Annotated in this window: 26 protein-coding genes and 1 pseudogene; 19 read left to right on the top strand and 8 right to left on the bottom strand. The window is 55.8% G+C overall.

Annotated features, from left to right (window positions below; translation table 11 throughout):
• Positions 1-23: 23 nt before the first annotated feature.
• The 18 genes and pseudogenes from AWR26_RS01425 to acpT all read left to right on the top strand — a co-directional run bounded on the left by AWR26_RS01425 (position 24) and on the right by acpT (position 15,244).
• The gene (locus AWR26_RS01425) at positions 24-1,082 is read left to right on the top strand and encodes a methyltransferase (RefSeq protein WP_064563119.1); all 1,059 of its coding nucleotides are present in this window, start codon (positions 24-26) and stop codon (positions 1,080-1,082) included.
• A gap of 75 nt (positions 1,083-1,157) precedes the next feature.
• Positions 1,158-1,880 (top strand): beta-ketoacyl synthase chain length factor, encoded by a 723-nt coding sequence (locus tag AWR26_RS01420; RefSeq protein ID WP_064563117.1) that lies wholly within the window; start codon positions 1,158-1,160, stop codon positions 1,878-1,880.
• Positions 1,859-2,679 (top strand): annotated as a pseudogene (locus AWR26_RS01415) (lysophospholipid acyltransferase family protein). The gene AWR26_RS01420 and the pseudogene AWR26_RS01415 overlap by 22 nt, the downstream one beginning before the upstream one ends.
• Positions 2,660-2,917 carry a phosphopantetheine-binding protein gene (locus AWR26_RS01410; RefSeq protein WP_007369675.1) on the top strand — a complete coding sequence of 86 codons (258 nt, stop codon included), beginning with the start codon at positions 2,660-2,662 and terminating at the stop codon, positions 2,915-2,917. The pseudogene AWR26_RS01415 and the gene AWR26_RS01410 overlap by 20 nt, the downstream one beginning before the upstream one ends.
• Positions 2,918-2,929: 12 nt before the next feature.
• Positions 2,930-3,181 carry an acyl carrier protein gene (locus tag AWR26_RS01405; RefSeq protein ID WP_064563115.1) on the top strand — a complete coding sequence of 84 codons (252 nt, stop codon included), beginning with the start codon at positions 2,930-2,932 and terminating at the stop codon, positions 3,179-3,181.
• Between the two features lie 6 nt (positions 3,182-3,187).
• The gene (locus tag AWR26_RS01400) at positions 3,188-3,769 is read left to right on the top strand and encodes a COG4648 family protein (RefSeq protein ID WP_407658770.1); all 582 of its coding nucleotides are present in this window, start codon (positions 3,188-3,190) and stop codon (positions 3,767-3,769) included.
• On the top strand, positions 3,766-5,124 hold the full coding sequence (locus AWR26_RS01395) for an AMP-binding protein (RefSeq protein WP_064563111.1): 1,359 nt from the start codon (positions 3,766-3,768) through the stop codon (positions 5,122-5,124). Before AWR26_RS01400 ends, AWR26_RS01395 begins: the two co-directional genes overlap by 4 nt.
• Positions 5,111-5,464 (top strand): ApeI family dehydratase, encoded by a 354-nt coding sequence (locus AWR26_RS01390; RefSeq protein ID WP_064563109.1) that lies wholly within the window; start codon positions 5,111-5,113, stop codon positions 5,462-5,464. Before AWR26_RS01395 ends, AWR26_RS01390 begins: the two co-directional genes overlap by 14 nt.
• A complete protein-coding gene (locus AWR26_RS01385; RefSeq protein WP_064563107.1) occupies positions 5,455-7,158 on the top strand; it encodes a glycosyltransferase family 2 protein in 1,704 nt (567 codons plus the stop codon). The genes AWR26_RS01390 and AWR26_RS01385 overlap by 10 nt, the downstream gene beginning before the upstream one ends.
• 2 nt (positions 7,159-7,160) lie before the next feature.
• The gene (locus AWR26_RS01380; RefSeq protein WP_064563105.1) at positions 7,161-7,583 is read left to right on the top strand and encodes an acyl-CoA thioesterase; all 423 of its coding nucleotides are present in this window, start codon (positions 7,161-7,163) and stop codon (positions 7,581-7,583) included.
• Entirely contained in the window at positions 7,580-8,185 is a 606-nt protein-coding gene (locus tag AWR26_RS01375; protein WP_064563103.1) for an outer membrane lipoprotein carrier protein LolA, read from the top strand. Before AWR26_RS01380 ends, AWR26_RS01375 begins: the two co-directional genes overlap by 4 nt.
• Positions 8,154-10,475, top strand: coding sequence for an MMPL family transporter (locus AWR26_RS01370; protein WP_064563101.1), 2,322 nt, complete (start codon positions 8,154-8,156; stop codon positions 10,473-10,475). The genes AWR26_RS01375 and AWR26_RS01370 overlap by 32 nt, the downstream gene beginning before the upstream one ends.
• Positions 10,472-11,056: a DUF3261 domain-containing protein gene (locus tag AWR26_RS01365; protein ID WP_064563099.1), complete on the top strand. Its 585-nt coding sequence runs from the start codon at positions 10,472-10,474 to the stop codon at positions 11,054-11,056. Before AWR26_RS01370 ends, AWR26_RS01365 begins: the two co-directional genes overlap by 4 nt.
• A gap of 1 nt (position 11,057) precedes the next feature.
• Positions 11,058-12,227: a beta-ketoacyl-[acyl-carrier-protein] synthase family protein gene (locus AWR26_RS01360; protein ID WP_064563097.1), complete on the top strand. Its 1,170-nt coding sequence runs from the start codon at positions 11,058-11,060 to the stop codon at positions 12,225-12,227.
• Positions 12,224-12,700: an ApeP family dehydratase gene (locus tag AWR26_RS01355; RefSeq protein ID WP_064563095.1), complete on the top strand. Its 477-nt coding sequence runs from the start codon at positions 12,224-12,226 to the stop codon at positions 12,698-12,700. Before AWR26_RS01360 ends, AWR26_RS01355 begins: the two co-directional genes overlap by 4 nt.
• Positions 12,697-13,428, top strand: coding sequence for a 3-ketoacyl-ACP reductase FabG2 (locus tag AWR26_RS01350; protein ID WP_007369663.1), 732 nt, complete (start codon positions 12,697-12,699; stop codon positions 13,426-13,428). The genes AWR26_RS01355 and AWR26_RS01350 overlap by 4 nt, the downstream gene beginning before the upstream one ends.
• On the top strand, positions 13,425-14,654 hold the full coding sequence (locus AWR26_RS01345; RefSeq protein ID WP_064563093.1) for a beta-ketoacyl-ACP synthase: 1,230 nt from the start codon (positions 13,425-13,427) through the stop codon (positions 14,652-14,654). The genes AWR26_RS01350 and AWR26_RS01345 overlap by 4 nt, the downstream gene beginning before the upstream one ends.
• A 2-nt stretch (positions 14,655-14,656) precedes the next feature.
• The gene (gene acpT, locus AWR26_RS01340) at positions 14,657-15,244 is read left to right on the top strand and encodes a 4'-phosphopantetheinyl transferase AcpT (protein WP_064563091.1); all 588 of its coding nucleotides are present in this window, start codon (positions 14,657-14,659) and stop codon (positions 15,242-15,244) included.
• Here the strand turns inward: acpT and arnF are convergent.
• The 8 genes from arnF to AWR26_RS01300 all read right to left on the bottom strand — a co-directional run bounded on the left by arnF (position 15,198) and on the right by AWR26_RS01300 (position 23,521).
• Positions 15,198-15,599 carry a 4-amino-4-deoxy-L-arabinose-phosphoundecaprenol flippase subunit ArnF gene (gene arnF, locus AWR26_RS01335; protein ID WP_064563089.1) on the bottom strand — a complete coding sequence of 134 codons (402 nt, stop codon included), beginning with the start codon at positions 15,597-15,599 and terminating at the stop codon, positions 15,198-15,200. The genes acpT and arnF overlap by 47 nt on opposite strands.
• Positions 15,596-15,934: a 4-amino-4-deoxy-L-arabinose-phosphoundecaprenol flippase subunit ArnE gene (gene arnE / locus AWR26_RS01330; protein WP_007369659.1), complete on the bottom strand. Its 339-nt coding sequence runs from the start codon at positions 15,932-15,934 to the stop codon at positions 15,596-15,598. The genes arnF and arnE overlap by 4 nt, the downstream gene beginning before the upstream one ends.
• Positions 15,931-17,589, bottom strand: a complete 1,659-nt coding sequence (gene arnT, locus AWR26_RS01325; protein WP_064563087.1) for a lipid IV(A) 4-amino-4-deoxy-L-arabinosyltransferase — start codon at positions 17,587-17,589, stop codon at positions 15,931-15,933. Before arnT ends, arnE begins: the two co-directional genes overlap by 4 nt.
• A complete protein-coding gene (gene arnD, locus AWR26_RS01320) occupies positions 17,586-18,488 on the bottom strand; it encodes a 4-deoxy-4-formamido-L-arabinose-phosphoundecaprenol deformylase (RefSeq protein ID WP_064563085.1) in 903 nt (300 codons plus the stop codon). Before arnD ends, arnT begins: the two co-directional genes overlap by 4 nt.
• A gap of 2 nt (positions 18,489-18,490) precedes the next feature.
• Complete coding sequence (gene arnA, locus AWR26_RS01315; RefSeq protein WP_064563083.1) at positions 18,491-20,470, bottom strand: bifunctional UDP-4-amino-4-deoxy-L-arabinose formyltransferase/UDP-glucuronic acid oxidase ArnA; 1,980 nt, start codon at positions 20,468-20,470, stop codon at positions 18,491-18,493.
• A complete protein-coding gene (arnC, locus tag AWR26_RS01310) occupies positions 20,467-21,450 on the bottom strand; it encodes an undecaprenyl-phosphate 4-deoxy-4-formamido-L-arabinose transferase (protein WP_064563081.1) in 984 nt (327 codons plus the stop codon). The genes arnA and arnC overlap by 4 nt, the downstream gene beginning before the upstream one ends.
• 1 nt (position 21,451) lies before the next feature.
• The gene (gene arnB / locus AWR26_RS01305; RefSeq protein WP_064563079.1) at positions 21,452-22,588 is read right to left on the bottom strand and encodes a UDP-4-amino-4-deoxy-L-arabinose aminotransferase; all 1,137 of its coding nucleotides are present in this window, start codon (positions 22,586-22,588) and stop codon (positions 21,452-21,454) included.
• A 426-nt stretch (positions 22,589-23,014) separates the two neighbouring features.
• Complete coding sequence (locus AWR26_RS01300) at positions 23,015-23,521, bottom strand: phenolic acid decarboxylase (RefSeq protein ID WP_007369652.1); 507 nt, start codon at positions 23,519-23,521, stop codon at positions 23,015-23,017.
• Between the two features lie 98 nt (positions 23,522-23,619).
• Here AWR26_RS01300 and AWR26_RS01295 point away from each other — a divergent pair, with 98 nt between their 5' ends.
• A complete protein-coding gene (locus AWR26_RS01295; RefSeq protein WP_064563077.1) occupies positions 23,620-24,477 on the top strand; it encodes a LysR family transcriptional regulator in 858 nt (285 codons plus the stop codon).
• Positions 24,478-24,541 lie beyond the last annotated feature (64 nt).

The raw sequence follows: 24,541 nt of genomic DNA, 5'->3' as shown, positions 1-24,541 counted from the left end.
TCTTAATTAAGGTTGTGCACACCATGTATGAACAGGATCCATTCAGCGCGCTGGAAGCGATAGCTGAAGCGCAGCGTATTGCTTTCGCCCCAATGTTATTTCAGACCGCAGTCTGTTTGCGGAGATTTGGGCTGCTGGAATTTCTGGATAAACAAGGAAAGCGGGGTGCCACGCTTGATGAGGTTGTCGAAGGTTGCGAAGCAGATGAGTACGCTGCCAGCGTGTTGCTCGACATGGCACTTAGCGGACGAATTATCACCCAAAGTGAAGATCGTTTTTATATCGCGAAGGTTGGACATTTCCTACTGCATGATCCAATGACGCGCGTGAATATGGATTTTTCCCAGGATGTTTGCTATCAGGGGCTTTATTTCCTTGAAGAGGCTTTAAGGCACGGAAAACCCGCAGGATTGCGCGTATTTGGCGAGTGGCCAACGATTTATCCGGCTTTATCGCAATTACCAAACCCGGCCCGGGATAGCTGGTTCGCTTTTGATCATTATTATTCCGATGCGGCATTTACAGCGGCGCTGCCACATATATTCGCCAGCCAGCCTGTAAGTCTGTACGATGTTGGCGGCAATACCGGAAAATGGGCGATGACCTGCTGCAAATATGATGCAAATGTCACGGTAACCTTATTAGATTTGCCTGAACAAATTGCACTGGCACAGAAAAATGTTAATGCCGCAGGACTTTCAGCACGGATTCATTTTCATCCGGTCGATATGCTTAGCGAAGCGCCACTACCCAGTGAAGCTGATATCTGGTGGATGAGTCAATTCCTGGATTGCTTTTCTCCGGAACAGATTGTTCGGATATTAAGCAAAATAGCGGGCGTCATGAAACCGGGTGCCAGGCTGTGTATCATGGAGCTGTTCTGGGATGCGCAAAAATTTGATGCTGCCGCATTCAGCTTGAATGCAACCTCGCTGTATTTCACCTGTATGGCGAACGGTAACAGCCGTTTTTACAGTGCGGAGAATTTTCTGCGCTATCTGGAAATGGCCGGATTCAGCATTGAAAAACGCCTCGATAATCTCGGGGTTGGGCATACTTTATTGATATGTCATAAAAAATAAGACAGAGCGGCAATGGTGCCGCCGTGATGCCTGACGGGCATCAATGGAAAAACCGTTTTTCGCGGATACGCGTTGATGAAATTTGCACTAAACATTACGGATTGGTTGGCCAGGGCGCCGGGTTTGAGCGAAACAACACAGTGGCAACAGTGGTCGCTGAGTAGTGGCGCCATCGATGCTGCGCTACCGCAGGCAAAACTGGCCGCGTTGCCGATGATGACCGCGCGCCGCCTCAGTTCTGGCAGCCGTCTGGCTGTCGAATGTGGCATGACGCTAATGCGCCAGCATGCGGTGGATGCCGTCGTGTTTAGCAGCCGTCACGGTGAACTGGAACGCAACTATCGCATCCTGCAAGCGCTGGCGAGCGGACAGGATATTTCTCCTACCGATTTTGCCATGTCAGTGCATAACTCCGCGGTGGGTAATCTTACCATCGCCATGGAACAGCCGATTGTTTCATCCTCCGTTTCAGCCGGGCTCGACACTTTCCAGCAGGGGCTGTGTGAAGCGATCTGCTTCCTGCAGGCTGGCTATAAACGCGTGTTAATGGTGGATTTCGACGGCAATCTGCCGGCATTTTATCATCCAGGATTGCCTCCAGATATGCCCACCTGGGCCTATGCCGTTGCGCTGGTTATCGAAGCAGGCGACGCCTTTCAATGCATCAGCGAAGTGGCAGAAGGGAATGGCGAACCCCGATTGCCGCAAAGCGTGCAGTTTTTGCAGCATTATCTGCGTAATGAATCTGCTTTCAGCATTGCTGGCGAGCGTCTTAACTGGCGCTGGAGCCGCGCATGAGCCGTCTCAACTGGCTGTGGCGCTTACTCATGACCGGGCTGTGCTTTGCGCTGTTCGGCATCGGTGGCCTGCTGCTGTCGTTAGTCTGGTTTAATCTGCTGATCGTCGTGGTGCGTAACAAAGCAAAGCGGCGTATGTTGGCGCGCCGCAGTATTGCCGCCAGTTTTCGTCTGTTTTTAAACACCGCAAAGTTTACTGGCGCGCTGGATTACCGTATTGAGGGAATTGAAGCCCTGCGCAGCGAGCGCGGTTGCCTGGTCATTGCGAACCACCCGACGCTGATCGATTACGTTTTACTGGCCTCGGTGATGCCGGAAACTGACTGTCTGGTCAAAAGCGCGCTGCTTAACAACCCCTTCGTTAGCGGTGTCATTAAAGCCGCAGATTACTTGATCAACAGCCAGGCAGACACACTGTTGTCCGCCTGCGAACAACGCCTTCGACAAGGCGAAACCATATTAATTTTCCCGGAAGGCACGCGTACACGCCCCGGCGAAAAAATGACACTGCAACGTGGCGCGGCAAACATCGCCGTGCGCTGCGGTTGTGATTTACGCATCGTGGTTATCCACTGTAGTGAACATCTGCTGGACAAACACAGCCGATGGTATGACGTCCCACCACGCAAGCCGCTCTTTACCGTTAAAGTGCGGGAGCGCGTGGCAATAAAACAATTTTATGATGCGGAATCGCAAGAACCGGCGCTGGCGGCAAGACAGCTTAACCGGCATCTTCTGCGTCAATTAACATCAGGTTTTGCACCTTTTTAGGAACGGATGATGCAACAGCTCTATCTTGAAATTAAAAATCTTATTATCAGCACATTGAATCTGGATGAACTCAGCGCCGATGACATCGAAACCGAGAGCGCGCTCTTCGGCGATGGGCTGGGACTGGACTCCATCGATGCGCTCGAACTGGGTCTGGCGATCAAAAATCAATACGCGGTGGTACTTTCAGCGGAAAGCGAAGAGATGCGCCAGCATTTCTACTCTGTCGCCACGCTGGCATCTTTTATCCAGTCTCAACGCGCATAAAACGGATTCGCTATGACCGAGAAAAACGAAATTTATCAGGAAGTTTCTGCACTTCTTAGCAAGCTGTTTGAAATCGACCCGCAGGATATCTCTCCCGATGCCCGTCTGTACGAAGATCTGGAGCTCGACAGCATTGATGCCGTCGACATGATTGTGCATCTACAGAAAAAGACCGGTAAGAAAATCAAACCGGAAGAGTTCAAAGCCGTGCGCACCGTACAGGATGTTGTCGATGCCGTAGAACGTCTTCTGCGCGAAGAATAAGCCACCGTGTCTGGATCTCGTCTGGAAACGGGACTGAAGCTGATCGCCGCGTTATTGATGCTCTGCTGGCCCTTTGTGGTCTGGTTCGGCCTTGCGCATAACAGTCTGCACTGGTTGCTCCCTTTGATGGCCGTCATGCTGCTTTTCCGTTTGCGGCAAGCCCGACAAGCGCTGGCGCCGATGCGCTTTGTTACGCGCAGCGTGGCGCTGACCGGTATCGCGTTGTGCGCAACAAGCTGGCTGCTAAAAACGCATCAGCTCTTGCTCTATTACCCGGTGACCGTCAGCCTCATCATGTTGCTGGTATTTGGCTGTTCACTGTGGAGCAACATGCCGCTGGTTGAACGCCTGGCGCGCCTGCGTACACCTGATCTGCCTGAGTCAGCCGTACGCTATACCCGCCGCGTCACGCAGGTCTGGTGTGTTTTTTTCATGGTAAATGGCGGGATCGCGCTGTTTACGGCGCTGTACGGCGATATGCGTCTGTGGACGCTCTGGAATGGCATGATCTCCTACCTGCTGATGGGGTTACTGATGGCAGGTGAATGGCTGATACGCCGCCAGCTGATTAAACGAGAGATGCAATGAAGACTCTTCCTTTCACCGCCTGGCTAAGCTATTCGCGGGCCAATGACACGCCTGTCGCCTGGCTTGGCGACAGGACGTGGACGCTGGAAGACCTGCGCCACGATGTCGCTCAGCTTATGGTATGGCTACAGAAGCACGATGAGGAACGCTGGGCGCTGTGCTTTGAAAACAGCTACCTGTTTATCGTTGCGCTACTGGGCACGCTGCATGCCGGAAAAATCCCGGTGATCCCCGGACACTGCCGGGAATCGCTGCTGGCTGAGCAAAAATCACTCTTTCAGGGCGTCCTGAGCGATCACGCTTTACGCTGGGATGGCCCACATTCGGTGGTGAAGGCAAACACGATACACACAGTGCAAACATACGCATTTCCGCCACTTCGTGAAGGGGCATTTATCGAGCTGTTTACTTCAGGCTCGACCGGACAACCGCGCCGTGTCATCAAACCTGTCGCCTGCCTCGATCGCGAAGCGACGCTCCTGGCCGCGCGTTTTGGTGACAAGCTGGCGGGCTGTCGTGTCGTCGCGTCGGTCGTGCCGCAACATTTATACGGGCTGACATTCCGCATCTTCCTGCCAATGTCGCTCGGGCTGCCGCTCCATGCCGCAATGCTCTATTACGCCGAGCAATTGGCCGCACTGGAAAGCCACCATCGCTATGCGTTTATCAGCAGTCCCGCATTCTTAAAACGCCTTGATCCCAGGCTCGCGCCGCCGCCGTTAGCCATCATTCTCTCGGCTGGCGGAAAGCTGCCATGGTCAGATGTTCAGGAAACCGCCGTCTGGTGTGGTATTCAACCGGATGAGATTTATGGCAGCACGGAAACGGGAATTCTGGCCTGGCGGCACCGCCAGCAGGATATGATCCCGTGGCAACCTTTCCCGGGCGTCACGATTGTGCCGGAAGGCGACGCATTTCGCGCGCATTCACCGATTATTCCCGAACCGGACGGTCTGCTGCTTGACGATATCCTGATCGCTGATGGCAGCGGGACGTTCCACATCGCCGGGCGTCGTGGGCGTGTCGTTAAAATCGAAGAAAAGCGCATCTCACTCAGCGAAATAGAAAAACGTGTACTTGCGCTTGAAGGGATTCGGGAAGCGGCAGCACTCCCCATCTCCCGTGGCGGACGCCAGGGCGTTGGTGTGCTACTGGTGCTGGAAGAAGAAGCACGCCGCCAGTGGCTTAATTGCGACAGCAAAGCAATGGAACTCGCCTGGCGAAGGGCGCTGATTCCGTGGCTGGAGCCGGTGGCAGTGCCGCGCTACTGGCGCATCCTGGAGGAAATTCCCGTCAACAGTATGAACAAGCGTGTTTATGCGCAACTACAGGAGTTATTTCATGAAACCTCATGAAGTTGAACGCCGCCTGGTGTCGCCCGCTCACGCAGAAATCGACATCCAACTGGAGAAGGATCTGTTCTGGTTCCGCGGTCATTTCGCGGTTCAGCCGCTACTGCCCGGCGTGGCACAGCTCGACTGGGTGATGCATTATGTGACGCTGATGCTCGCGCCCGGCTACCGTTTCCACAGTATTCAAAACGTCAAATTTCAGGCACCGCTACTGCCGGGAGATAGCGTCACGCTGATACTCGACTGGCAGGAACAGAAGCAGCAACTGAGCTTTAGCTACCAGCGCCATGCGGGCGAAGAACGCCATACCTGTAGCAGCGGGAAGATTCGCTTATGTCAGTGACATTTAACCCGTGTGTGGTCATTCCTTGCTATAACCACGGCGCAATGATGGCGCGTGTGATTGAACGCCTGCAACCGACAGGTCTGCACTGCTTTATCGTCGATGACGGTAGCGATGACACGACACGTCAGGTACTGGAAACGCTGGCCAAAGAGCACGAAACACTGACTCTGACGCGTCTTGCGCAAAACGCCGGTAAAGGCGAGGCGGTGATTCGTGGTTTACAACATGCTGCCCGCGCGGGTTTTACCCACGCAATCCAGGTGGATGCCGACGGGCAGCATGCGATTGAAGACATTCCCAAACTGCTGGAGCTGGCCAGACAGCACCCGCAAGCGCTGATTTCCGGCCAGCCTATTTATGATGACTCCATTCCCCGTTCGCGGCGCTATGGCCGTTGGGTCACGCACGTGTGGGTATGGATAGAAACGCTCTCTTTGCAATTGAAAGACAGTATGTGCGGTTTTCGCGTCTACCCCATCGCCTCAACGCTACATCTTGCTGAACGCGTTACGCTGGGCAAGCGTATGGATTTCGACACTGAAGTGATGGTTCGCCTCTACTGGCAGGGAACGCCCAGCTACTTTGTTCCGACACGCGTGACTTATCCGCAGGACGGGCTCTCTCATTTTGACGCGTTTAAAGACAATGTCCGCATTTCGCTGATGCATACCCGGCTCTTCTTCGGCATGCTGCCGCGCATTCCTTCGTTACTGTTTCGCCGCTCCGGTTCGCACTGGGCGCAGCAGCAGGAGAGGAAAGGATTATGGGGGATGCGCTTTATGCTGCTGGTCTGGAGAGTTCTGGGACGACGCGCATTCTCACTGTTGCTCTATCCGGTTGTTGCCGTCTATTGGATTAGCGCGGGTAACGCACGTCGGGCATCACAGCTCTGGCTGGCACGCGTATGCACCACCCTGGCGCTGCGTGGGCTGGCAGCACCGGCAAAACTCAATAGCTATCATCACTTTCTGCGTTTTGCCGAAGCCATGCTGGATAAAGTGGCAGGCTGGCGCGGCGAGCTCCAGTTAGGTCGCGACGTTGAATTTGCGCCTGGTGCTGAAGCGGCGATGGGGCTGGACGATAACAAAGGCAAGCTGTTGCTGGCGTCACATCTGGGCGACGTTGAAGCCTGTCGTGCATTGGCGCAGCTACATAACAGCAAAGTGATCAATGCGCTGGTGTTCCATGAGAACGCACAACGCTTTAAACAGATCATGCAGGAGATGGCTCCCGAAGCCGGAGTGCACCTGATCCCGGTAACGCATATCGGCCCGGACACCGCCATGCTGCTGAAAGATAAGCTCGATAAAGGCGAATGGGTGGCTATTGTCGGCGATCGTATTGCCGTTAATCCACAGCGCGGTGGCGACTGGCGGGTATGCTGGAGCACCTTTATGGGCCACGCTGCGCCCTTCCCGCAGGGGCCGTTTATTCTGGCGGCGGCGCTGCGTTGCCCTGTGCTGTTAATGTTTGCCCTGCGTCAGAACGGCAAATTACGTCTGCATTGCGAACACTTTGCCGATCCGCTGCCCATGCCACGCGCAACCCGGCAAGCGGCGCTGCGTGCTGCCGTCGATAACTATGCTTCACGCCTTGAGCACTACGCCCTGCAATCACCACTCGACTGGTTTAACTTTTTTGATTTCTGGCGGTTGCCCGACCACGTACCGCAAGCCATGGATAAGGAGTAAAGGTGTTAAACGATCCCCGTTTTACCGCCGAGGTTGCGCTGAGCGTTCCCTTTCATGACGTCGATATGATGGGCGTCGTGTGGCACGGAAACTATTTTCGCTATTTTGAAATAGCGCGCGAGGCGCTACTGAATCAATTTGATTACGGCTACCGCCAGATGAAAGCTTCGGGCTATTTGTGGCCGGTCGTGGATACACGGGTGAAATACCGCGATGTACTGACATTTGAACAGCATTTCCGCGTGCGCGCCCGAATCGAAGAGTTCGAAAACCGCCTGAAAATCGCTTACGAAATCTTCGACGCCTCCAGCGGCAAACGTACCACCACCGGTTACACCATTCAGGTGGCGGTGGAGGAGAAAAGCAGGGAAATGTGCTTTGTCAGCCCGGCCATTCTGTTTGAACGTATGGGAGTAACACCATGAAATACTGGCCTCTGCTGGTGCTGTTTTTCGCCCCACTCGCCAGTGCAGTGACGCTGGAAGAGTTGCAGCAGCGCTTTACCCAGCAACCCATAGTACGTGCGCATTTTACCCAAACCCGAACCATTAAAGATCTGCCGCAGCCGCTGCGATCGCAGGGCGAGATGCTGATCGCGCGGGAGCAGGGATTATTATGGGATCAAACTACGCCGTTCCCGATGGCGCTGATGCTGGATGACTCGCGGATGGTGCAAATCATCAACGGTCAGCCGCCGCAGGTGATCACCGCGCAGAACAATCCGCAAATGTTCCAGTTTAACCATCTTCTGCGGGCGCTGTTTCAGGCCGATCGCGCGGTGCTTGAGCAGAACTTCCGCATCGACTTTAAAGACGCAGGTGCAGGTCGCTGGACATTGAAACTGACGCCGATTACCACGCCGCTGGATAAAATTTTCGCCTCCATCGACCTGGCCGGGGAGCAATATCTCGACAGCATTCGCCTGAATGATAAACAGGGCGATCTCACCGATATCGCTTTTTCCCAACACCGACTCACGCCCACGACGCTGACCGATGACGAACGCCAACGTTTTGCCACACACTAACTCCCCGCGCCCGGCGCTGCTCTGGAGTGCGGTATGTCTGGTGTTGCTGGGCATATTGCTGGTTCTGCTTCCTAAAGCGCGAATGAACAGCAGCGTGCTGGCAATGCTGCCAACGCAGACCATGGGCGCGCTGCCCGCGGCATTGAATGACGGTTTTATGCAGCGCCTCGATAAACAGCTGGTCTGGCTAGTCAGCCCTGGTAAACAAGCCAGCCCAGAGGCGGCGCAATACTGGCTGACGCTGTTGCGCCAATCGCAGGCTGTTAATCATCTGAAAGGCGCGATGGATGCAGAGAACCAGCAAGCGTGGGGGGCATTTTTTTGGCAGCACCGTAACGCGTTGCTCGACAGCGCAACCCGCGCACGTCTACAAAACGACGGCGAGGCGCAGGCGCAATGGGTGCTGACTCAGCTCTACTCGGCCTTTTCCGGTGTATCAGGTAAAGAGCTACAAAACGATCCGTTGATGTTGATGCGCGGTGCGCAATTGGCGATGGCGCAAAATACGCAGCGACTGCGGCTGATGGATGGGTGGTTAGTCACACAGGACAATGACGGCAATTACTGGTATCTGCTCCATGGCGAGCTGGCAGGCTCCTCCTTTGATATGCAGCAAACGCACCAGTTTGTGACCACGCTTGGCTCGCTGGAAAAGCAGTTGAAGACGCGCTTCCCGCAGGCGCAACTGCTGTCTCGCGGCACCGTATTCTATAGCGATTACGCAAGCCAGCAGGCAAAACGCGATATTTCGACGCTGGGGATCGCGACGATCGTCGGCGTAATGCTGCTGATTGTTGCCGTGTTCCGCTCTCTGCGCCCACTGATGTTATGCCTGATTTCTATCGCTATTGGCGCGCTGGCAGGAACGGTGGTCACGCTACTGATATTCGGTGAGTTGCACCTGATGACGCTGGTGATGAGCATGAGCATCATCGGTATCTCTGCGGATTATACGCTCTACTATCTGACCGAGCGCATGGTGCACGGCGCAGACGCGTCGCCATGGCAAAGCCTTACCAAAGTGCGCAATGCGCTGCTGCTGGCGCTGGCAACGACGGTCGCGGCGTATCTGATCATGATGTTGGCGCCGTTCCCTGGCATTCGCCAGATGGCAATTTTCGCCGCCACCGGTCTTAGCGCCTCGTGCCTGACCGTTATTTTCTGGCACCCCTGGCTGTGCCGTGGTTTGCCGGTGCGCCCCGTTCCGGCAATGACCTTGTTACTGCGCTGGCTGGCCGCCTGGCGGCGCAATAAAAAACTCTCCGTGGGGTTACCGGCGCTGCTCGCTCTGGTCTCGCTTGCCGGGCTGGCGACATTGCGTATCAATGACGATATCAGCCAGTTGCAGGCGTTGCCGCAGGATATTCTTGCCCAGGAGAAGGCCATTACTTCGCTGACCGGACAGAGCGTCGACCAGAAATGGTTTGTCATCTACGGTCAGACGCCTCAGCAAACGCTGGAACGGCTGGAGTCCTTTATTCCGCAACTGGAACATGCCCGGGAGAAGGGGACAATTTCCGGTTTTCGTTACGTTCCCGTCAATTCGCTTGCGCGCCAGCAACAGGATCTAAGGTTACTCAAAAATGCGGCTCCTACCGTTGCACAAACCTTGCAGAATGCCGGATTGCAGGCGGTTACACCCGATCTCAGCCCAATGACGGTTACGGTCGAGGAGTGGCTGGCCAGTCCGGCCAGTGAAGGCTGGCGTTTGCTATGGCTGACCCTGCCTGACGGGCAAAGCGGCGTACTGGTTCCCGTTGATGGTGTAAAAGACAGCGCAGCGCTAAGCACATTGGCAGAGGCGAAAGCGGGCATCGCATGGGTGGATCGGAAAAGTGCTTTCGATACGCTTTTCGCGATCTACCGTCTGGTCCTCACCGGGCTGCTCTTTGTCGCGCTGGCGGTGATTGCGGCAGGTGCAGTACTCCGTCTGGGCTGGAAAAAAGGACTTATCAGCCTGGTGCCGTCAATTCTGTCGCTCGGATGCGGGCTGGCCGCGTTGTCGCTCAGTGGCCATTCGCTCAACCTGTTCTCCCTGCTGGCGCTGGTACTGGTGCTGGGGATTGGAATTAACTACACGCTATTTTTTAGTAATCCTCGCGGCACGCCGCTCACATCCCTGCTGGCGATTGCGCTGGCGATGGCCACGACGCTTCTCACTCTAGGTATGCTGGTCTTCAGCGCCACTCAGGCGATTAGCAGTTTCGGTATTGTGCTGGTAAGCGGCATCTTTACCGCCTTTTTGCTTTCACCGCTCGCAATGCCGGGTAAAAAAGAGAGAAAACGATGATCCGCACCCTCTGGACTGGCGTGGCACTGGCCACTGCCCTGCTACTCACCGGCTGCAGTCACACAACGCGCTCCTCCGATAACGCTCGCCCGCAAGCATGGCTGGAACCGGGTACACGTATTACCTTGCCTGCGCCGGGCATTACCCCGGCGGTCAATTCCCAGCAGCTACTCACCGGCAGCTTTAACGGGCAAACTCAGTCACTGCTGGTAATGATGACTGCAGACGATAAAAAAATTACGCTTGCCGGGCTCTCTTCCGTGGGCATTCGTCTGTTTCTCGTGACGTATGACGAACGTGGCATTCATACCGAGCAATCCATCGTCGTACCGCAATTACCACCGGCAAGCCAGGTCCTGGCCGACGTGATGATCAGCCACTGGCCTATCGCTGTCTGGCAGCAGCAACTGCCAAAAGGCTGGACGCTAACTGACATAGGTGACAAACGTGAGCTGCGCAATGCACGCGGGAAGCTGGTGACGGAAATCACTTATTTACAACGCAAAGGCAAGCGCGAACCCATTAGCATTGAGCAGCACGTTTTTAAATACCACATCACCATTCAATATCTGGGTGACTGAGATGATCTACATTTCCGCCATCGGCATGATTAATGCGCTGGGCCACACGTTTGATGACATTGCTGCCAATATGAGCCGCGGCGTTGCGCCGGGGATGATCCCCCGTAAAGGCTGGTTACAGGGCGATGAAGAAGTGATGCTCGGCGGTGTGGATGCCGCACTTCCGTCGATTCCTGAGGCGTGGCAAGCACATCGCAGCCGTAACAACCAGCTTTTACTGGCCGCGCTGGAGCAGATCCAACCGACAGTGGATGAGGCGATTTCCCGTTATGGTCGCGATCGCGTCGCCGTCGTATTGGGCACCAGCACATCGGGTCTCGATGAAGGAGATAGACACGTTCGTTATCTGCATAACGGCGAAGAGAGTCTGGCATGGCGCTACCCGCAGCAGGAGCTTGGCGATCCTTCGCGCTTTTTAAGCCGCTGGTTGGTGCTCAATGGCCCGGCATTTACCGTTTCCACCGCCTGTTCATCCAGCGCCAGAGCAATCATTAATGGTCAGCGCCTGATTAATGCGGGGCTTGCTGATGTTGCCATCGTTGGCGGCGCGGATACGCTCAGCCGGATGCCGGTCAATGGCTTTAACAGTCTTGAATCCTTCTCCCCGACCTTATGCCAGCCGTTTGGCCGTGACCGTTGCGGCATCACCATTGGTGAAGCCGCCGCGCTGATGGTATTAACCCGTGAGCCGCAGGCGCTGGCGCTGCTTGGCTGCGGGGAGTCCAGTGACGCCTGGCATATTTCTGCGCCACATCCGCAAGGAGAAGGCGCGATCCGCGCAATAAATATGGCGCTCGCCCAGGCCAACCTGACGCCAGACGATGTGGGCTATATCAATCTGCATGGCACCGCCACGATCCTTAATGATCAAATTGAATCGCATGTCGTACATACGCTGTTTGGCGACCGTACACCGTGCAGTTCCACCAAACATCTGACCGGCCATACCCTTGGCGCGGCCGGTATCACCGAAGCGGCGCTAAGCGCACTGATTCTGCTGCGCGATCTTCCGTTGCCGCCCCAGAATTTCAGCCAATCTCCGCGGGATACAACCTTACCGGAGTGCGGCCTGCTGAGCCAACCACAGCCACTTTCGCGCCCGGTGATTTTATCTAACTCCTTCGCCTTCGGCGGAAACAATGCCAGCATTTTGCTAGGGAGAGTGCCATGAGCCATTACCTTACCCCGGGTGCCTATTTACCTCACGACGCACCAATGATCCTGCTGGCTGAGGTTATCGCCGTCGAAGCTGATAGCGCCCACTGCCGCGTGGCCGTCGATAAGAATGGTGTTCTTGCGCCGTTTATTGATGCCGCAGGCAACTTGCCTGGCTGGTATGCGCTGGAATTGATGGCGCAAACTATTGGCGTCTGGTCGGGTTGGCATCGCCAGCAACGCGGTGCTGACAACATTGCTCTCGGTATGGTGCTGGGAGCGAGAGAATTAACCTGCGTGGCGGGCTCATTTCCCGCGAATACCGTGCTGGATATCCACGTTAAATTGCTGATGCAGGATGAACGTTTCGGCAGCTTCGACTGCACCATTCAGACACAGGCCGCCACACTGGCTTCGGGCCGGGTCAATACCTTCCAGCCAACAAAGGAAGAGTTAACGTCACTTTTTACTCAAGGGAAAACGGCATGAATCGTTCAGTATTGGTCACCGGTGCCAGCAAAGGCATCGGTCGCGCCATCGCCCAACAACTTGCCGCTGATGGCTTTACGATTGGCGTGCATTATCATCGCGATGAACAAGGTGCGCAGCAAACGCTGCACGCGATTGAACAGGCTGGAGGAAGCGCGCGACTGCTCAGCTTCGATGTGGGCAACCGCGAGCAGTGCCGCGACGTACTGGAGAGCGAAATCGCCCGCTACGGCGCGTGGTACGGAGTGGTCAGCAATGCCGGAATTGCACGCGATGCAGCCTTTCCGGCGCTGAGCGAAGAGGACTGGGATGCGGTCATCCATACCAATCTCGACAGTTTTTACAATGTGATTCAACCCTGCATCATGCCGATGATTGGCGCCCGCAATGGCGGACGTATTATTACGCTTTCGTCGGTCTCTGGCGTGATGGGCAACCGTGGCCAGGTCAACTACAGTGCGGCAAAAGCAGGGATCATTGGCGCAACCAAGGCGCTGGCGATTGAACTGGCGAAACGCAAAATCACTGTCAACTGTATTGCGCCGGGCCTGATTGATACCGGGATGATCGACATGGAAGAGGCGGCGCTGAAAGAAGCGATGAGCATGATTCCCATGAAGCGTATGGGCCAGACGCAAGAAGTCGCCGGACTGGCCAGTTATTTAATGTCCGACATTGCGGGTTATGTCACCCGTCAGGTGATTTCCATTAATGGGGGGATGCTATGACGCGTCGCGTAGTCATTACCGGTATGGGCGGCGTCACCGCCTTTGGTCAGAACTGGCAGGATGTCGCGAAGCGCTTACTGGCCTACGAGAATGCCGTACGGAAAATGCCGGAATGGCAGATTTACGATGGGCTGCATACCCTGCTGGGCGCACCGATTGACGACTTCGCGCTGCCGGAGCATTACACCCGCAAACGCATCCGTGCGATGGGCCGTGTATCCCTGCTTTCCACGCGCGCCAGCGAACTGGCACTGGAGCAGGCCGGGTTAATCGACGACCCGGTGCTGACCAATGGCAGTACCGGTATTGCTTATGGCTCATCGACCGGCAGTACCGGCCCGGTGAGTGAGTTTGCGACTATGCTGACGGAAAAGCACACCAACAACATTACGGGCACCACCTATGTGCAAATGATGCCGCACACCACCGCCGTTAACACCGGGCTATTCTTCGGCTTGCGCGGTCGGGTTATTCCCACTTCCAGCGCCTGCACTTCAGGCAGCCAGGCAATAGGTTACGCCTGGGAAGCCATTCGCCACGGTTATCAGGATGTAATGGTCGCAGGCGGTGCGGAAGAGCTATGTCCGTCGGAAGCCGCCGTGTTTGATACGCTATTTGCCACCAGCCAGCGCAATGATGAGCCGAAAACCACGCCGTCGCCTTTCGATACCCGCCGTGATGGCCTGGTGATTGGTGAAGGTGCAGGCACCCTGATTCTGGAGGAGCTGGAACATGCAAAGGCGCGCGGTGCCACCATCTATGGTGAAATCGTCGGCTTTGCCACCAACTGCGATGCCGCACACATCACGCAACCCCAGCGGGAAACCATGCAAACCTGCATGCAACAGGCACTCAAAATCGCCGGACTTAGCGCGCAGGATATTGGCTATATTTCCGCACACGGTACGGCTACCGATCGGGGCGATATCGCTGAAAGCCAGGCCACCGCTGCGATCTTCGGTAACACAGTGCCAATCTCCTCATTAAAAAGTTACTTCGGCCATACGCTGGGCGCCTGCGGTGCCCTGGAAGCCTGGATGAGCCTGCAAATGATGCGTGAAGGCTGGTTTGCGCCGACGCTAAACCTGAATACGCCAGATGAAAATTGCGGCGAACTGGATTATATCCGTGGCGAAGCAAGGCATATTGATTGCGAATTCCTGCAAAGCAATAACTTTGCGTTTGGCGGGATAAACACGTCAATCATCATCAAACGCTGGGCGTAACAATGTATCGTGTTGTACTGGGTTCGATCTCTGAACTGTGCGCAGGTTCGATCCCGCCCGCGTTACAATTGCAAGCACCAACAGGCGCTCGGCACAATCGTTGGCTTGCCGGGCGAATGTTGCTGAGCCGCGCGATCTCCCCGCTGCCGGAGATAGTCTATGGTGAACAGGGGAAGCCGGGGTTTCCCGGCGATTTTCCCTTCTGGTTTAGCCTGAGCCACAGCGGCGATCACATTGCCCTGCTGGTCAGCGATGAAGGGGAAGTCGGCTGCGATATTGAAGTGATTCGCCCCCGCAGCAACTGGCGTAGTCTGGCGAATGCCGTTTTTAGCCAGGCGGAACACCGTGAAATCGAACAGGAGCATCCGGAACAACAACTGGATGCTTTCTGGCGCATCTGGACACGAAAGGAAGCCATCATCAAACAACGCGGCGGCAGCGCCTGGGAGATGGTGAGCGTTGATAGCTGTAACCCCCTGAATCTGCATCTGAGCCATTATCAAGGCCCGGCACTGAGCCTTGCCGTCTGCACAACCACACCTTTTACGATCTCTGCCGACCAGCTCGAGACCGCCCAGGCAGAAAAATAACCAGCACACCGGCGACAATCAGCAGCACGCCAAGCCCGCCGCGCAGAGAGAAGGGTTCATGCCAGCCGGGCAACCAGATAGCGGCGACCCACACCAAAATGTAACTCACGCTGAGCAGGGCATAAGCTTTGCTCAGCGGCAAACGGTGCAGCGCAAAATACCAGCACCCCATCGACGCCAGGTAGCCGAACAGCCCGGCAATCAGCGCCAGCGTCCCTTTCTGCGGCTGAAGCAGCACCGATACAAACTCCCACGAGAGACTCACCGGCGGCAGTGAAACCATCGCGTAACGCAGCAATAACTGCGCGACGCTGACCAGCAGCACGCTTGCCAGCGCCCATACCATGCCCCTCATCGCGTACTCCCCAGCAGCACAATACCGGCAATGATCAGCGCAACACCCACCGCATGACGCGCGGTAACTCGCTCATGCCAGATAAAGCGCGCGGCCAGCGTAACCCAGACAAAATTGAGGCTCAGCATCGGATACGCCACGCCGACCGGAATACGCTGGAGCACCAGCAGCCACAGCGCCATACCGGCGCCCAGCGATGCCAGCGCCAGCCCCAGCCACAGGCCGAGATGCCTGCCGCGATGCCCCGGCGGCGCGGGGCGTGTCGCCTGTTTCTGGCACAGTTGCCCTACGCAGCTCAACAGGCTGGCGAGGAGGAGCCAGATCCAGCTTGTCATTGTGGATAGTACTGAATAAAGACCATACGCCCCTGCACATAGACGTTATCAGGTTTCGGGATCGGCAAGCGGGTGAAATCATCCGGTTTAGACTGGTGCAATACCAGCGATATCACGCCTTGCTGACGGTGTTGTGCCAGCCAGTCGGTAAAACCATCCTCACTGACAAAGCGGCCCTGCCCGTCAGGATACGCCATCCCGTAGGTAAGCTCACCCTCCGTACCAAAGAGAATAATATCTTTGCGCTTCAGCTCCCACGCCAGACCGGCGGCAACCCCGACGTTATCGGCCAGCACATAGCGGCTGGGGGTCAGCGAGTCATTGACGAAGTTAATTAAAAATTGCGGCTGTTTGGAATCCATCACTTTGTCCGGGATAACAATACCCACCAGCAGTGCAACCCCCAGCGGACACAGCGCGGCGTACGACCAGCGCTCGTGGCTGGCGCGCAACGTAAACAGCCCGACCAGCAACCAGCAGAAAAAGGCAAATGCTGCCAGCGCCGCTTTATACACTTCGATCGGCATCCATACCGGATGCTTTAAAAAGCCCCACGGCGACACCACCAGCGCGGCAACCGTACCGATCAAACCAAAAGCAATGTTGATCCAGGCGTTAATGCGCAGCGCCCGGCCATGCTCTTTGGCTACCGCCACTGCATAGCGCGCCATCAGGATCGCCAGTGGTCCGAAACACGGCAGAATATAGGTCGGCAATTTCCCCTTCGCGATGCTGAAGAAAATCAGCGGCATCACCACCCAACCCAGCAGATAGAAAGCTTCGCGCAGCCCCTCTTTACGCGCCAGCCAGCCCGTTTTCAGCGCGCCAGGTAACAGCGCGAGCCACGGCAGCGAACCGGCAACCAGAAACGGAATGTAATACCAGAACGGTGCTTTGTGCTGCGCGTCCTGCTGGGCAAAACGCTGAATATGCTCCACCCAGAAGAAGTAGCGCCAGAAATCCGGCTCGCGGGCAGCAATCGCCAGCCCCCAGGGCAGCACAGTCACGACGCAGCAGATCACCGCCAGCCAGCCCCAGAGCAGCACCTCTTTCCAGCGTTTCTGCACAATCACCCACGGCAGCACACCGATCACCGGCACCGCCAGCGCGAGGAACCCTTTGGTCATCACCCCCATGCCGCAGGCAACGCCCAGCAGCACATAGCCGCCAAACTTACCGCGCAGCGTGGTGGCCTGCGACGCAAGCCAGAAGCTGAACATCGCCAGTGTCATCCATAGCGTGATCATCGGGTCGAGCACCGCATAAGTGCCGATGCCGTAAACCAAAAACGCCGTCAGGAATATGACGCCGGAGAGCACTGCAATCCGTTTGTCGCGCCACATCTTCCATGCCAGCCCGCCAACCAGCAGCCCCGACAGCGCAATCGAGAAGATGGCACCGAAACGCACCGCGAAGTTATTGTGACCAAACAGCCACTGGCCAATATTGTTGATCCAGTAACCGGCTATCGGTTTTTCGAAATAGCGCAGGCCGAGGAAATGCGGCACCACCCAGTCGCCGCTGTGTAGCATCTCCCGGCTGATTTCCGCATAGCGGGTTTCATCAGGCTGCCAGAGCAAACGATATTCAATGGGAATGAGATAGTAGAGGGCAAATAGCGCGAACAGCACCAGCGTAAAATAACGGGATTTCATGACCCTGAACTCAACAGTTGTTGGCAACCCAGCCAGCCTTCCCGGCCGGCCACTTCTCCACGCACGACTTTGCCGACCGGCAACGTGGCTACATCATCCGGCAATAGCTGGCTCAACGGGCAAAAGACGATTTGCTCGCGGGCCGCCATTGTCAGTAATTCATCAAATCCATCCGCGCCGATGATCCCTTCTACTTCAGCATGAATGGTATAAACCGGTGTCCCGTTATCACGATGGATACAGTCGAGAATATAGCGATTGTATTCTGTGGCGCTTACCGTGGTGCCAACCACTTCATCCCATGTCGGCAACGTCACCGGGATCTGCGGAACCGCACAGGTGTTGTCCGTCAGCTGCGGGCGAAACGGCTGCGTACCGCGACAATCGCTGTTATAGCGGAAGTCGAACGCAGACTTTGCTTTCACCACCCGCTGATCGGCGCGCCAGCCCGCAACGGCTGAACAGGTCACCGAACGACCGATAATCACTTCCAGCGCCAGCAGGCCGCGTTCGATCTCCGCCTCTAAACGCTTTTGATCCCATACGCCGCTCCAGCGCTGCCAGCCGTGGTGATCCCAGGCGTGCAGCCCGACTTCATGGCCCTGCGCGGTCTGGCGAATAATTTCCGCATTCCCTTCGCCGATTAACCGTCCCGGCCAGGCCGTTCCGGCCAGCAGGATATCCCAGCCGTAGAGCGATGCCGCGCGCGAGCGCAGCATCTTCCACAGAAATTTCGGCTTAAGCAGGCGCCAGATATGGCGCCCCATGTTGTCCGGCCCGACGCTAAAGAAAAAGCTCGCCTGAATATGGTGCTTTTTTAACAGCTCCAGCAGGCGCGGTACGCCATCACGCGTGCCGCGAAAGGTATCGACATCAATGCGTAAGCCGACATATTTCATGCTTATTTCTCATCCGTCAGTTCGACGGTGCGCAGGAAGAAGTCCAGCGTCTCGTCAATGGTCTGGCGCATATCCACGGTCGGTTCCCAGTGCAGGCAGCGTTTCGCGTTACGGATGCTCGGTTTGCGGTGCTCAACATCCTGGTAACCTTTGCCGTAATAGCTGCTGCTTTCCACTTCGCGGAAACCGGCGAACGGCGGGAAACGATCGCGCAGCGGGTGTTTCTCAAAGCTCGCCAGCAGCATTTCGGCCAGCTCTTTGATGCTCGCTTCGTTATCCGGGTTACCGATGTTGATGATCTCGCCATCGCAACGACCATCTTTGTTTTCGATAATGCGGAACAGCGCTTCGATACCGTCGCTAATATCGGTGAAGCAGCGTTTTTGTTTACCGCCTTCGATCAGCTTGATCGGCGAACCTTCCACCAGGTTGAGGATCAGCTGGGTGATAGCGCGGGAGCTACCGATGCGCGCGGCGTTCAGGTTATCCAGGCGCGGCCCCATCCAGTTAAACGGACGGAACAGGGTGAATTTCAGACCGTGCTTGTCGCCATATGCCCAGATCACGCGGTCGAGCAGTTGTTTCGATACCGAGTAAATCCAGCGCTGTTTGTTGATCGGGCCGACCACCAGGTTCGAATTATCTTCGTCGAAATTCTTGTCGGTACACATGCCGTACACTTCGGACGTCGACGGGAAAATGATGCGTTTATTGTATTTCACGCAGTCACGGATGATTTTCAGGTTCTCTTCGAAATCCAGCTCGAACACGCGCAGCGGGTTGCGGGTGTATTCGATTGGCGTAGCGATCGCTACCAGCGGCAGCACCACGTCGCATTTTTTGATGTGGTACTCGATCCACTCGGAGTGAATGCTGATATCGCCTTCGACGAAGTGGAAACGCGGGCAGCCGAGGAAACGGCTGATCGCATCCGATCCGATATCCAGGCCGTAGATCTCGTAATTGTCATCACGCAGCAGACGCTCGGTCAGATGGTTGCCGATAAAGCCGTTCACGCCAAGGATCAGCACGCGGGTACGGCGTTTTACCGCCACCACCGGTTTGCTGGTCAGCAATGCACCAGCGACCAGCCCCAGCGACTGCGCCAGTTGTGCGCCCTGCATATAAACGCCGTTGTCGGCCTGGCCGGTCAAAATTTCCAGTGCGCCTTCGCCACAGGCGACAACCAGCGGCGCAACGGACAGCACAGTGCCTGCGCGGGCCGGGCTGAGATCGGTACGCACGCGGGATTTCCAGACGATAAATTTATGGGTGCCGGCAAAGCTGTAAGCGCCCGGCCACGGATCGGAAACAGCACGCACCAGGTTTTGCAGCGTCTGCGCCGGTTTTTCCCAGTCAAGACGGCCATCTTCCGGCGTGCGGCGACCAACATAGCTGGCTTTGCTTTCGTCCTGCGCGGTTTCGCTAAAGCGCTGCGCTTTGATGTCGGGCAGCACGCTGCTCAGCATCGCTTTTGCCGCCTCGGAGAGCTTACGGTGCAGCGAGAGGGCTTCATCATTTTCTTCAATCGCCACGCGCTGCTGCGCGATAATCGCGCCCGCATCGGCCCGCGCGACCATGCGATGTAGGGTGACGCCGGTTTCCGTTTCACCATTCACCAGCACCCAGTTCAGCGGTGCGCGACCACGGTAAGCCGGCAGCAGAGAGCCATGCAGGTTGAACGCGCCAAAACGCGCAGTGTTGAGGATGTTTTCGCACAGCAAGTTGCGGTAGTAGAACGAGAAGATCACATCCGCATTGAGGTCGCGAATACGGTCCACCCACAGCGGGTGGTTAACATCCTCCGGTGCGTAGACCGGAATGCCGCGCTCAGCGGCAATGCGTGCCACGGAGCCAAAAAAGTGGTTTTCGTTCGCGTTGTCAGGGTGAGTAAAAATCGCCGCAATCTCAAATCCGGCATCCAGTAACGCCTGTGTACCAACACATCCCATATCGTGGTAAGCAAAAACTACGGCTTTCATTGATTTTTTTCCTCTTGCGAATCATCAGATTCTTGACGGACAACACGTTGAATAAAGTAGCGGGGACGAGCGCGCACATCGTTGTAGATACGGCCGATATACTCCCCAAGCAGCCCCATGCCGATAAACTGCGCGCCGATAAAGGTGAACAGGATGGCGAAGAGCATAAACACCCCTTCCCCTGCCCACTGCGGGCCAAACGCCAGACGCAGCACCACCAGCAGTACCGCCAGCGAGAAGCCCGCCAGGGCAATCACGCTGCCGAAGACGCTCAGCAAGCGCAGCGGCGTGGTGGTCAGGCAGGTCACCAGGTCGTACATCAGATTGATCAGCCGCATAAAGCTGTATTTCGAATCACCGAACTCACGTTCGGCGTGCTGCACCGGGATCTCAACCGCCCGGCGGGCAAAGGTGTTGGCGAGGATTGGGATAAAGGTGCTGCGCTCGTGGCAATGCAACATGGCATCGACAATATGGCGGCGGTAAGCGCGCAGCATGCAGCCGTAGTCGCCCATTGCTTTACCGGTGGTGCGCTGGATCAGGCGGTTGATGGTGCGTGACGCCATTTTGCGGAACAGGCTGTCCTGGCGGTGCTGGCGCACGGTACCGACCACGTCATAACCCTCATTGGCTTTCGCCACCAGACGCGGGATCTCTTCCGGCGGGTTTTGCAGATCGGCATCCAGCGTGATGATCAGATCGCCGGTGACATGGCTGAAACCGGCCATGATCGCCGAGTGTTGGCCGTAATTGCGGTTCAGCAACACAGCAACAACACGGCTGCCTGGCTGTTGGGCCGCAGCGGTTAACATCTGCGCGGAGTCGTCGCTGCTGCCGTCATCAACCAGCAGAATTTCGTAATCAATGCCCAGCAGATTGCAGCTCGCCGTAGTGCGGCGAATCAGTTCCGGCAGGCTCTCTTGCTCGTTGTAAACCGGGATAACCACGGAAACTTTTTCGACAAGCGGTAAGGTAAACATATCAGCGCCCTGCAATGTTTTTGAGCGCATCAATGACGCGGGTTGAGTCGTCATGGGTCATATCCGGGAAAAGCGGCAGGGAACAGATACGCGCGCTGTTCCACTCCGTATTGGGTAATACAATCGGGAAGCGTTCGCGGTAGTACTTCTGCGTATGTGCCGCGCGAAAATGCAGGCCAGTGCCAATGCCCTGCGCTTTCAGGGTTTCCATCAGTGCGTCGCGGGAAATACCGCAACGTTGTTCATCAACGCGAATAATAAACAGATGCCAGGCGTGCTGATGCGGCCATGACGGCAGCGCCAGCGGCTGGAACGGGGTATCAGCCAGTTCCAGTAAATAGCGTTGAGCAATCTCCTGGCGGCGGGCATTGGCCGCTGGCAACTTGCCAAGCTGCACCAGCGCAATGGCGGCGTTGATATCGGCCAGGTTGTATTTAAAGCCAGGGGAGATCACTTCCGCCTGCGGCGCGCGGCCGTGGGTCTGTCGATCGTAGGCATCCACGCCAAGCCCGTGGAATTTCAGGCTGCGAATACGGTTGGCCAGTTGTTCGTCGTCTGTCACCACTAACCCGCCTTCAGCGGAGGTCATGTTTTTAATGGCGTGGAAGGAAAAAATCGCCGTACCGCGCGAACCTACATGCTGACCTTTGTAGTAAGTTCCGGCCGCGTGCGCTGCATCTTCAATCACCGGAATACCGTGCTTCTCGCCAATGGAGCGAAGAGCATCAATATCAGCAGGCGCGCCCGCATAATGGACAGGAATAATGGCTTTGGTTCGTGGCGTAATCGCCGCTTCAATCGCTTCAGGGGTGACCATCAGCGTATCGCGATCGACATCGATCATCACCGGCGTCGCGCCGAGCAGGACGATCATGTTGAGAGTGGAAACCCAGGTCATCGACGGGGTGATCACTTCATCACCCGCGCCAATCCCCAGCGCCATCAGCGTGACGTGCATTCCGCCTGTCGCAGAACTCACCGCAATCGCATGGCGATTACCGGTCAGCGTGCAAAAAGCCTCTTCCAGCGCCTGGTTTTTCGGACCTGTCGTGATCCAGCCGGAAGAGAGCACTTGCTGAATGGCTGCGAACTCTTCATCTCCCATTGACGGGCGCGAGAACGGTAAAAAATCACTCATCATTTTTCCTTGGCGTCAAAGACGCATAAACAGACCGCCACAAAGACACTTTGCGGCTAGTGAGTAAAATGGCGGATGAATGTTAAACCACAATATAATGACTGCAATTTTTATGCATTAATCATCATTCACAGTTGGTTGGTAGATGTTACCAAGGAAATATTAGGACAAGATTAAGAAAGCTGGGATGTGACAAATTTAACAAATATAAAAAATATTTATTTTACAATGCATTAAATTAATGGAATAAAAAATTAAGCTGTGATTATTGTCAAAAAACTGAAACAATTAACGCCTCTGCGTTGTATACAAAGGCGTTTTCCTTGTTATTTAAACGGAACATCAACAAAAGCGGAAAAAATTAATATTGATATGCAATTAATTATTTCTATCGTTACTGTTTAAATATATTTTCTGAATACGGAATCAGGACAAATTCTGCGGAAAATTAGCCGGTAATTCGCTGGCGGCGCAGTCTATCACGCTATCGTTATTCGCACCGCAATCGCGCACAAACGTAATGGTGGCGAATTCGTCGATCACTTCGGTCGGATAAGCCGGGCCCGCCGCGCGGTAAGACTCCATCAGCGGAATGTGATCGTTCTGGAAGCAGACGGTTTTTTCCGGGTTGTTGATCACCCAGCGCGGGAAGAAGATGGTGCCGTGGAACAGGCGATCGCCGAGATTCACAATCAGGCTGACATCGGTGCCGGTCGGTTCAGTCCAGGAAATTTTATAAATACTTTCCCCCACGCGAACAATATACGCATGCTGGTTTTTCACCCAACGGTTCGCCACGATGCCGCTATGAATACGGTAATCAAGGGTTTCGCCGTTTTTCACGTAGATCTCGTAATTCCAGCCATTATCGTAGGTATAAACCAGATGTTTGCCGATAAAACCGCTCAAATCATGTTTATCAAAGGTGCTCATTTTTCATCTCCTCTGTTCGATAAGGTGATCCTACACTCGTAAAAATCCAATGAATAACGCTATATTTGCATCACATTCATTCAATTTTTAGATGAGTTATGCACAAGACCACGCTGGAACAATGGACGCTGCTGCAAAAAGTGGTGGAGCTGGGCAGCTTTGCCAAAGCCGCCGACGAAACGCACCGCAGCCAGTCATCCGTGAGCTACAACCTGGCGCTATTGCAGGAGAGGCTGGGCGTTGCCTTGCTGGTCCAGGAAGGGCGTCGCGCGGTGCTGACACCCGCGGGCGAATTGCTGCTCAACCAGGTGAAACCGCTGCTCAAAGCCTTCGACTGGGTCGAAACCCGCGCGGCAACGCTGCGTAACGGCATGCGCACCCGGCTGGATCTGGTAGTGGATAACATCTTTCCCCGCGCGCGCCTGTTCGCCATCCTGCGCCAGTTCCAGCAGCGCTATCCGCAAACCCAGGTGCGCTTGACCGAGGTGCTGGAAAACGCCTCTAACGAGCTGCCGGTGTATGCGCAGGCGGATGTGATGGTGCTGACTCGCCGCCAGGACACCACCGGGCGCGGCGAATGGCTGATGAATATCGATTTTGTCGCCGTCGCGCACCGCGATCACCCACTGGGCGCGGCGCAACAGGTGAGCGAAGAGATGCTGGCCGAGTGGCCGTTAATCCGCATTGCCGAGAGCGATGCCCGGCAAAACCAGAGTGCGCAAGAGTCATGGACCTTTTCCACCATCGATGCGGCAATAGAAGCGGTGCAGTATCAGGTCGGCTATGGCTGGTTGCCAGAAGAGCGCATTCAGCCTTTGCTGACAAACGCCGTGCTGAAAGTACTGCCGCTCAGCCACGGCGCGCGACGCGCCACGCCGCTGCATCTGATCGTAAAAAAAGATCTCGCGCCGCTGGATGAACAAGTTGAGATGCTGTTGCGGCTATTTAAGGCATAGCCCCGCGCGCCGGGAGATAAATCCATATGATTCGCATGGCTTTTGATCCAGGACAGGCCATTAG

This window comes from Kosakonia oryzae (assembly GCF_001658025.2).
GTDB classification, from domain to species: Bacteria; Pseudomonadota; Gammaproteobacteria; order Enterobacterales; family Enterobacteriaceae; genus Kosakonia; species Kosakonia oryzae.
Note: the sequence above shows the minus strand (reverse complement) of the source record. Positions and strands in the feature narration are given on the sequence as shown.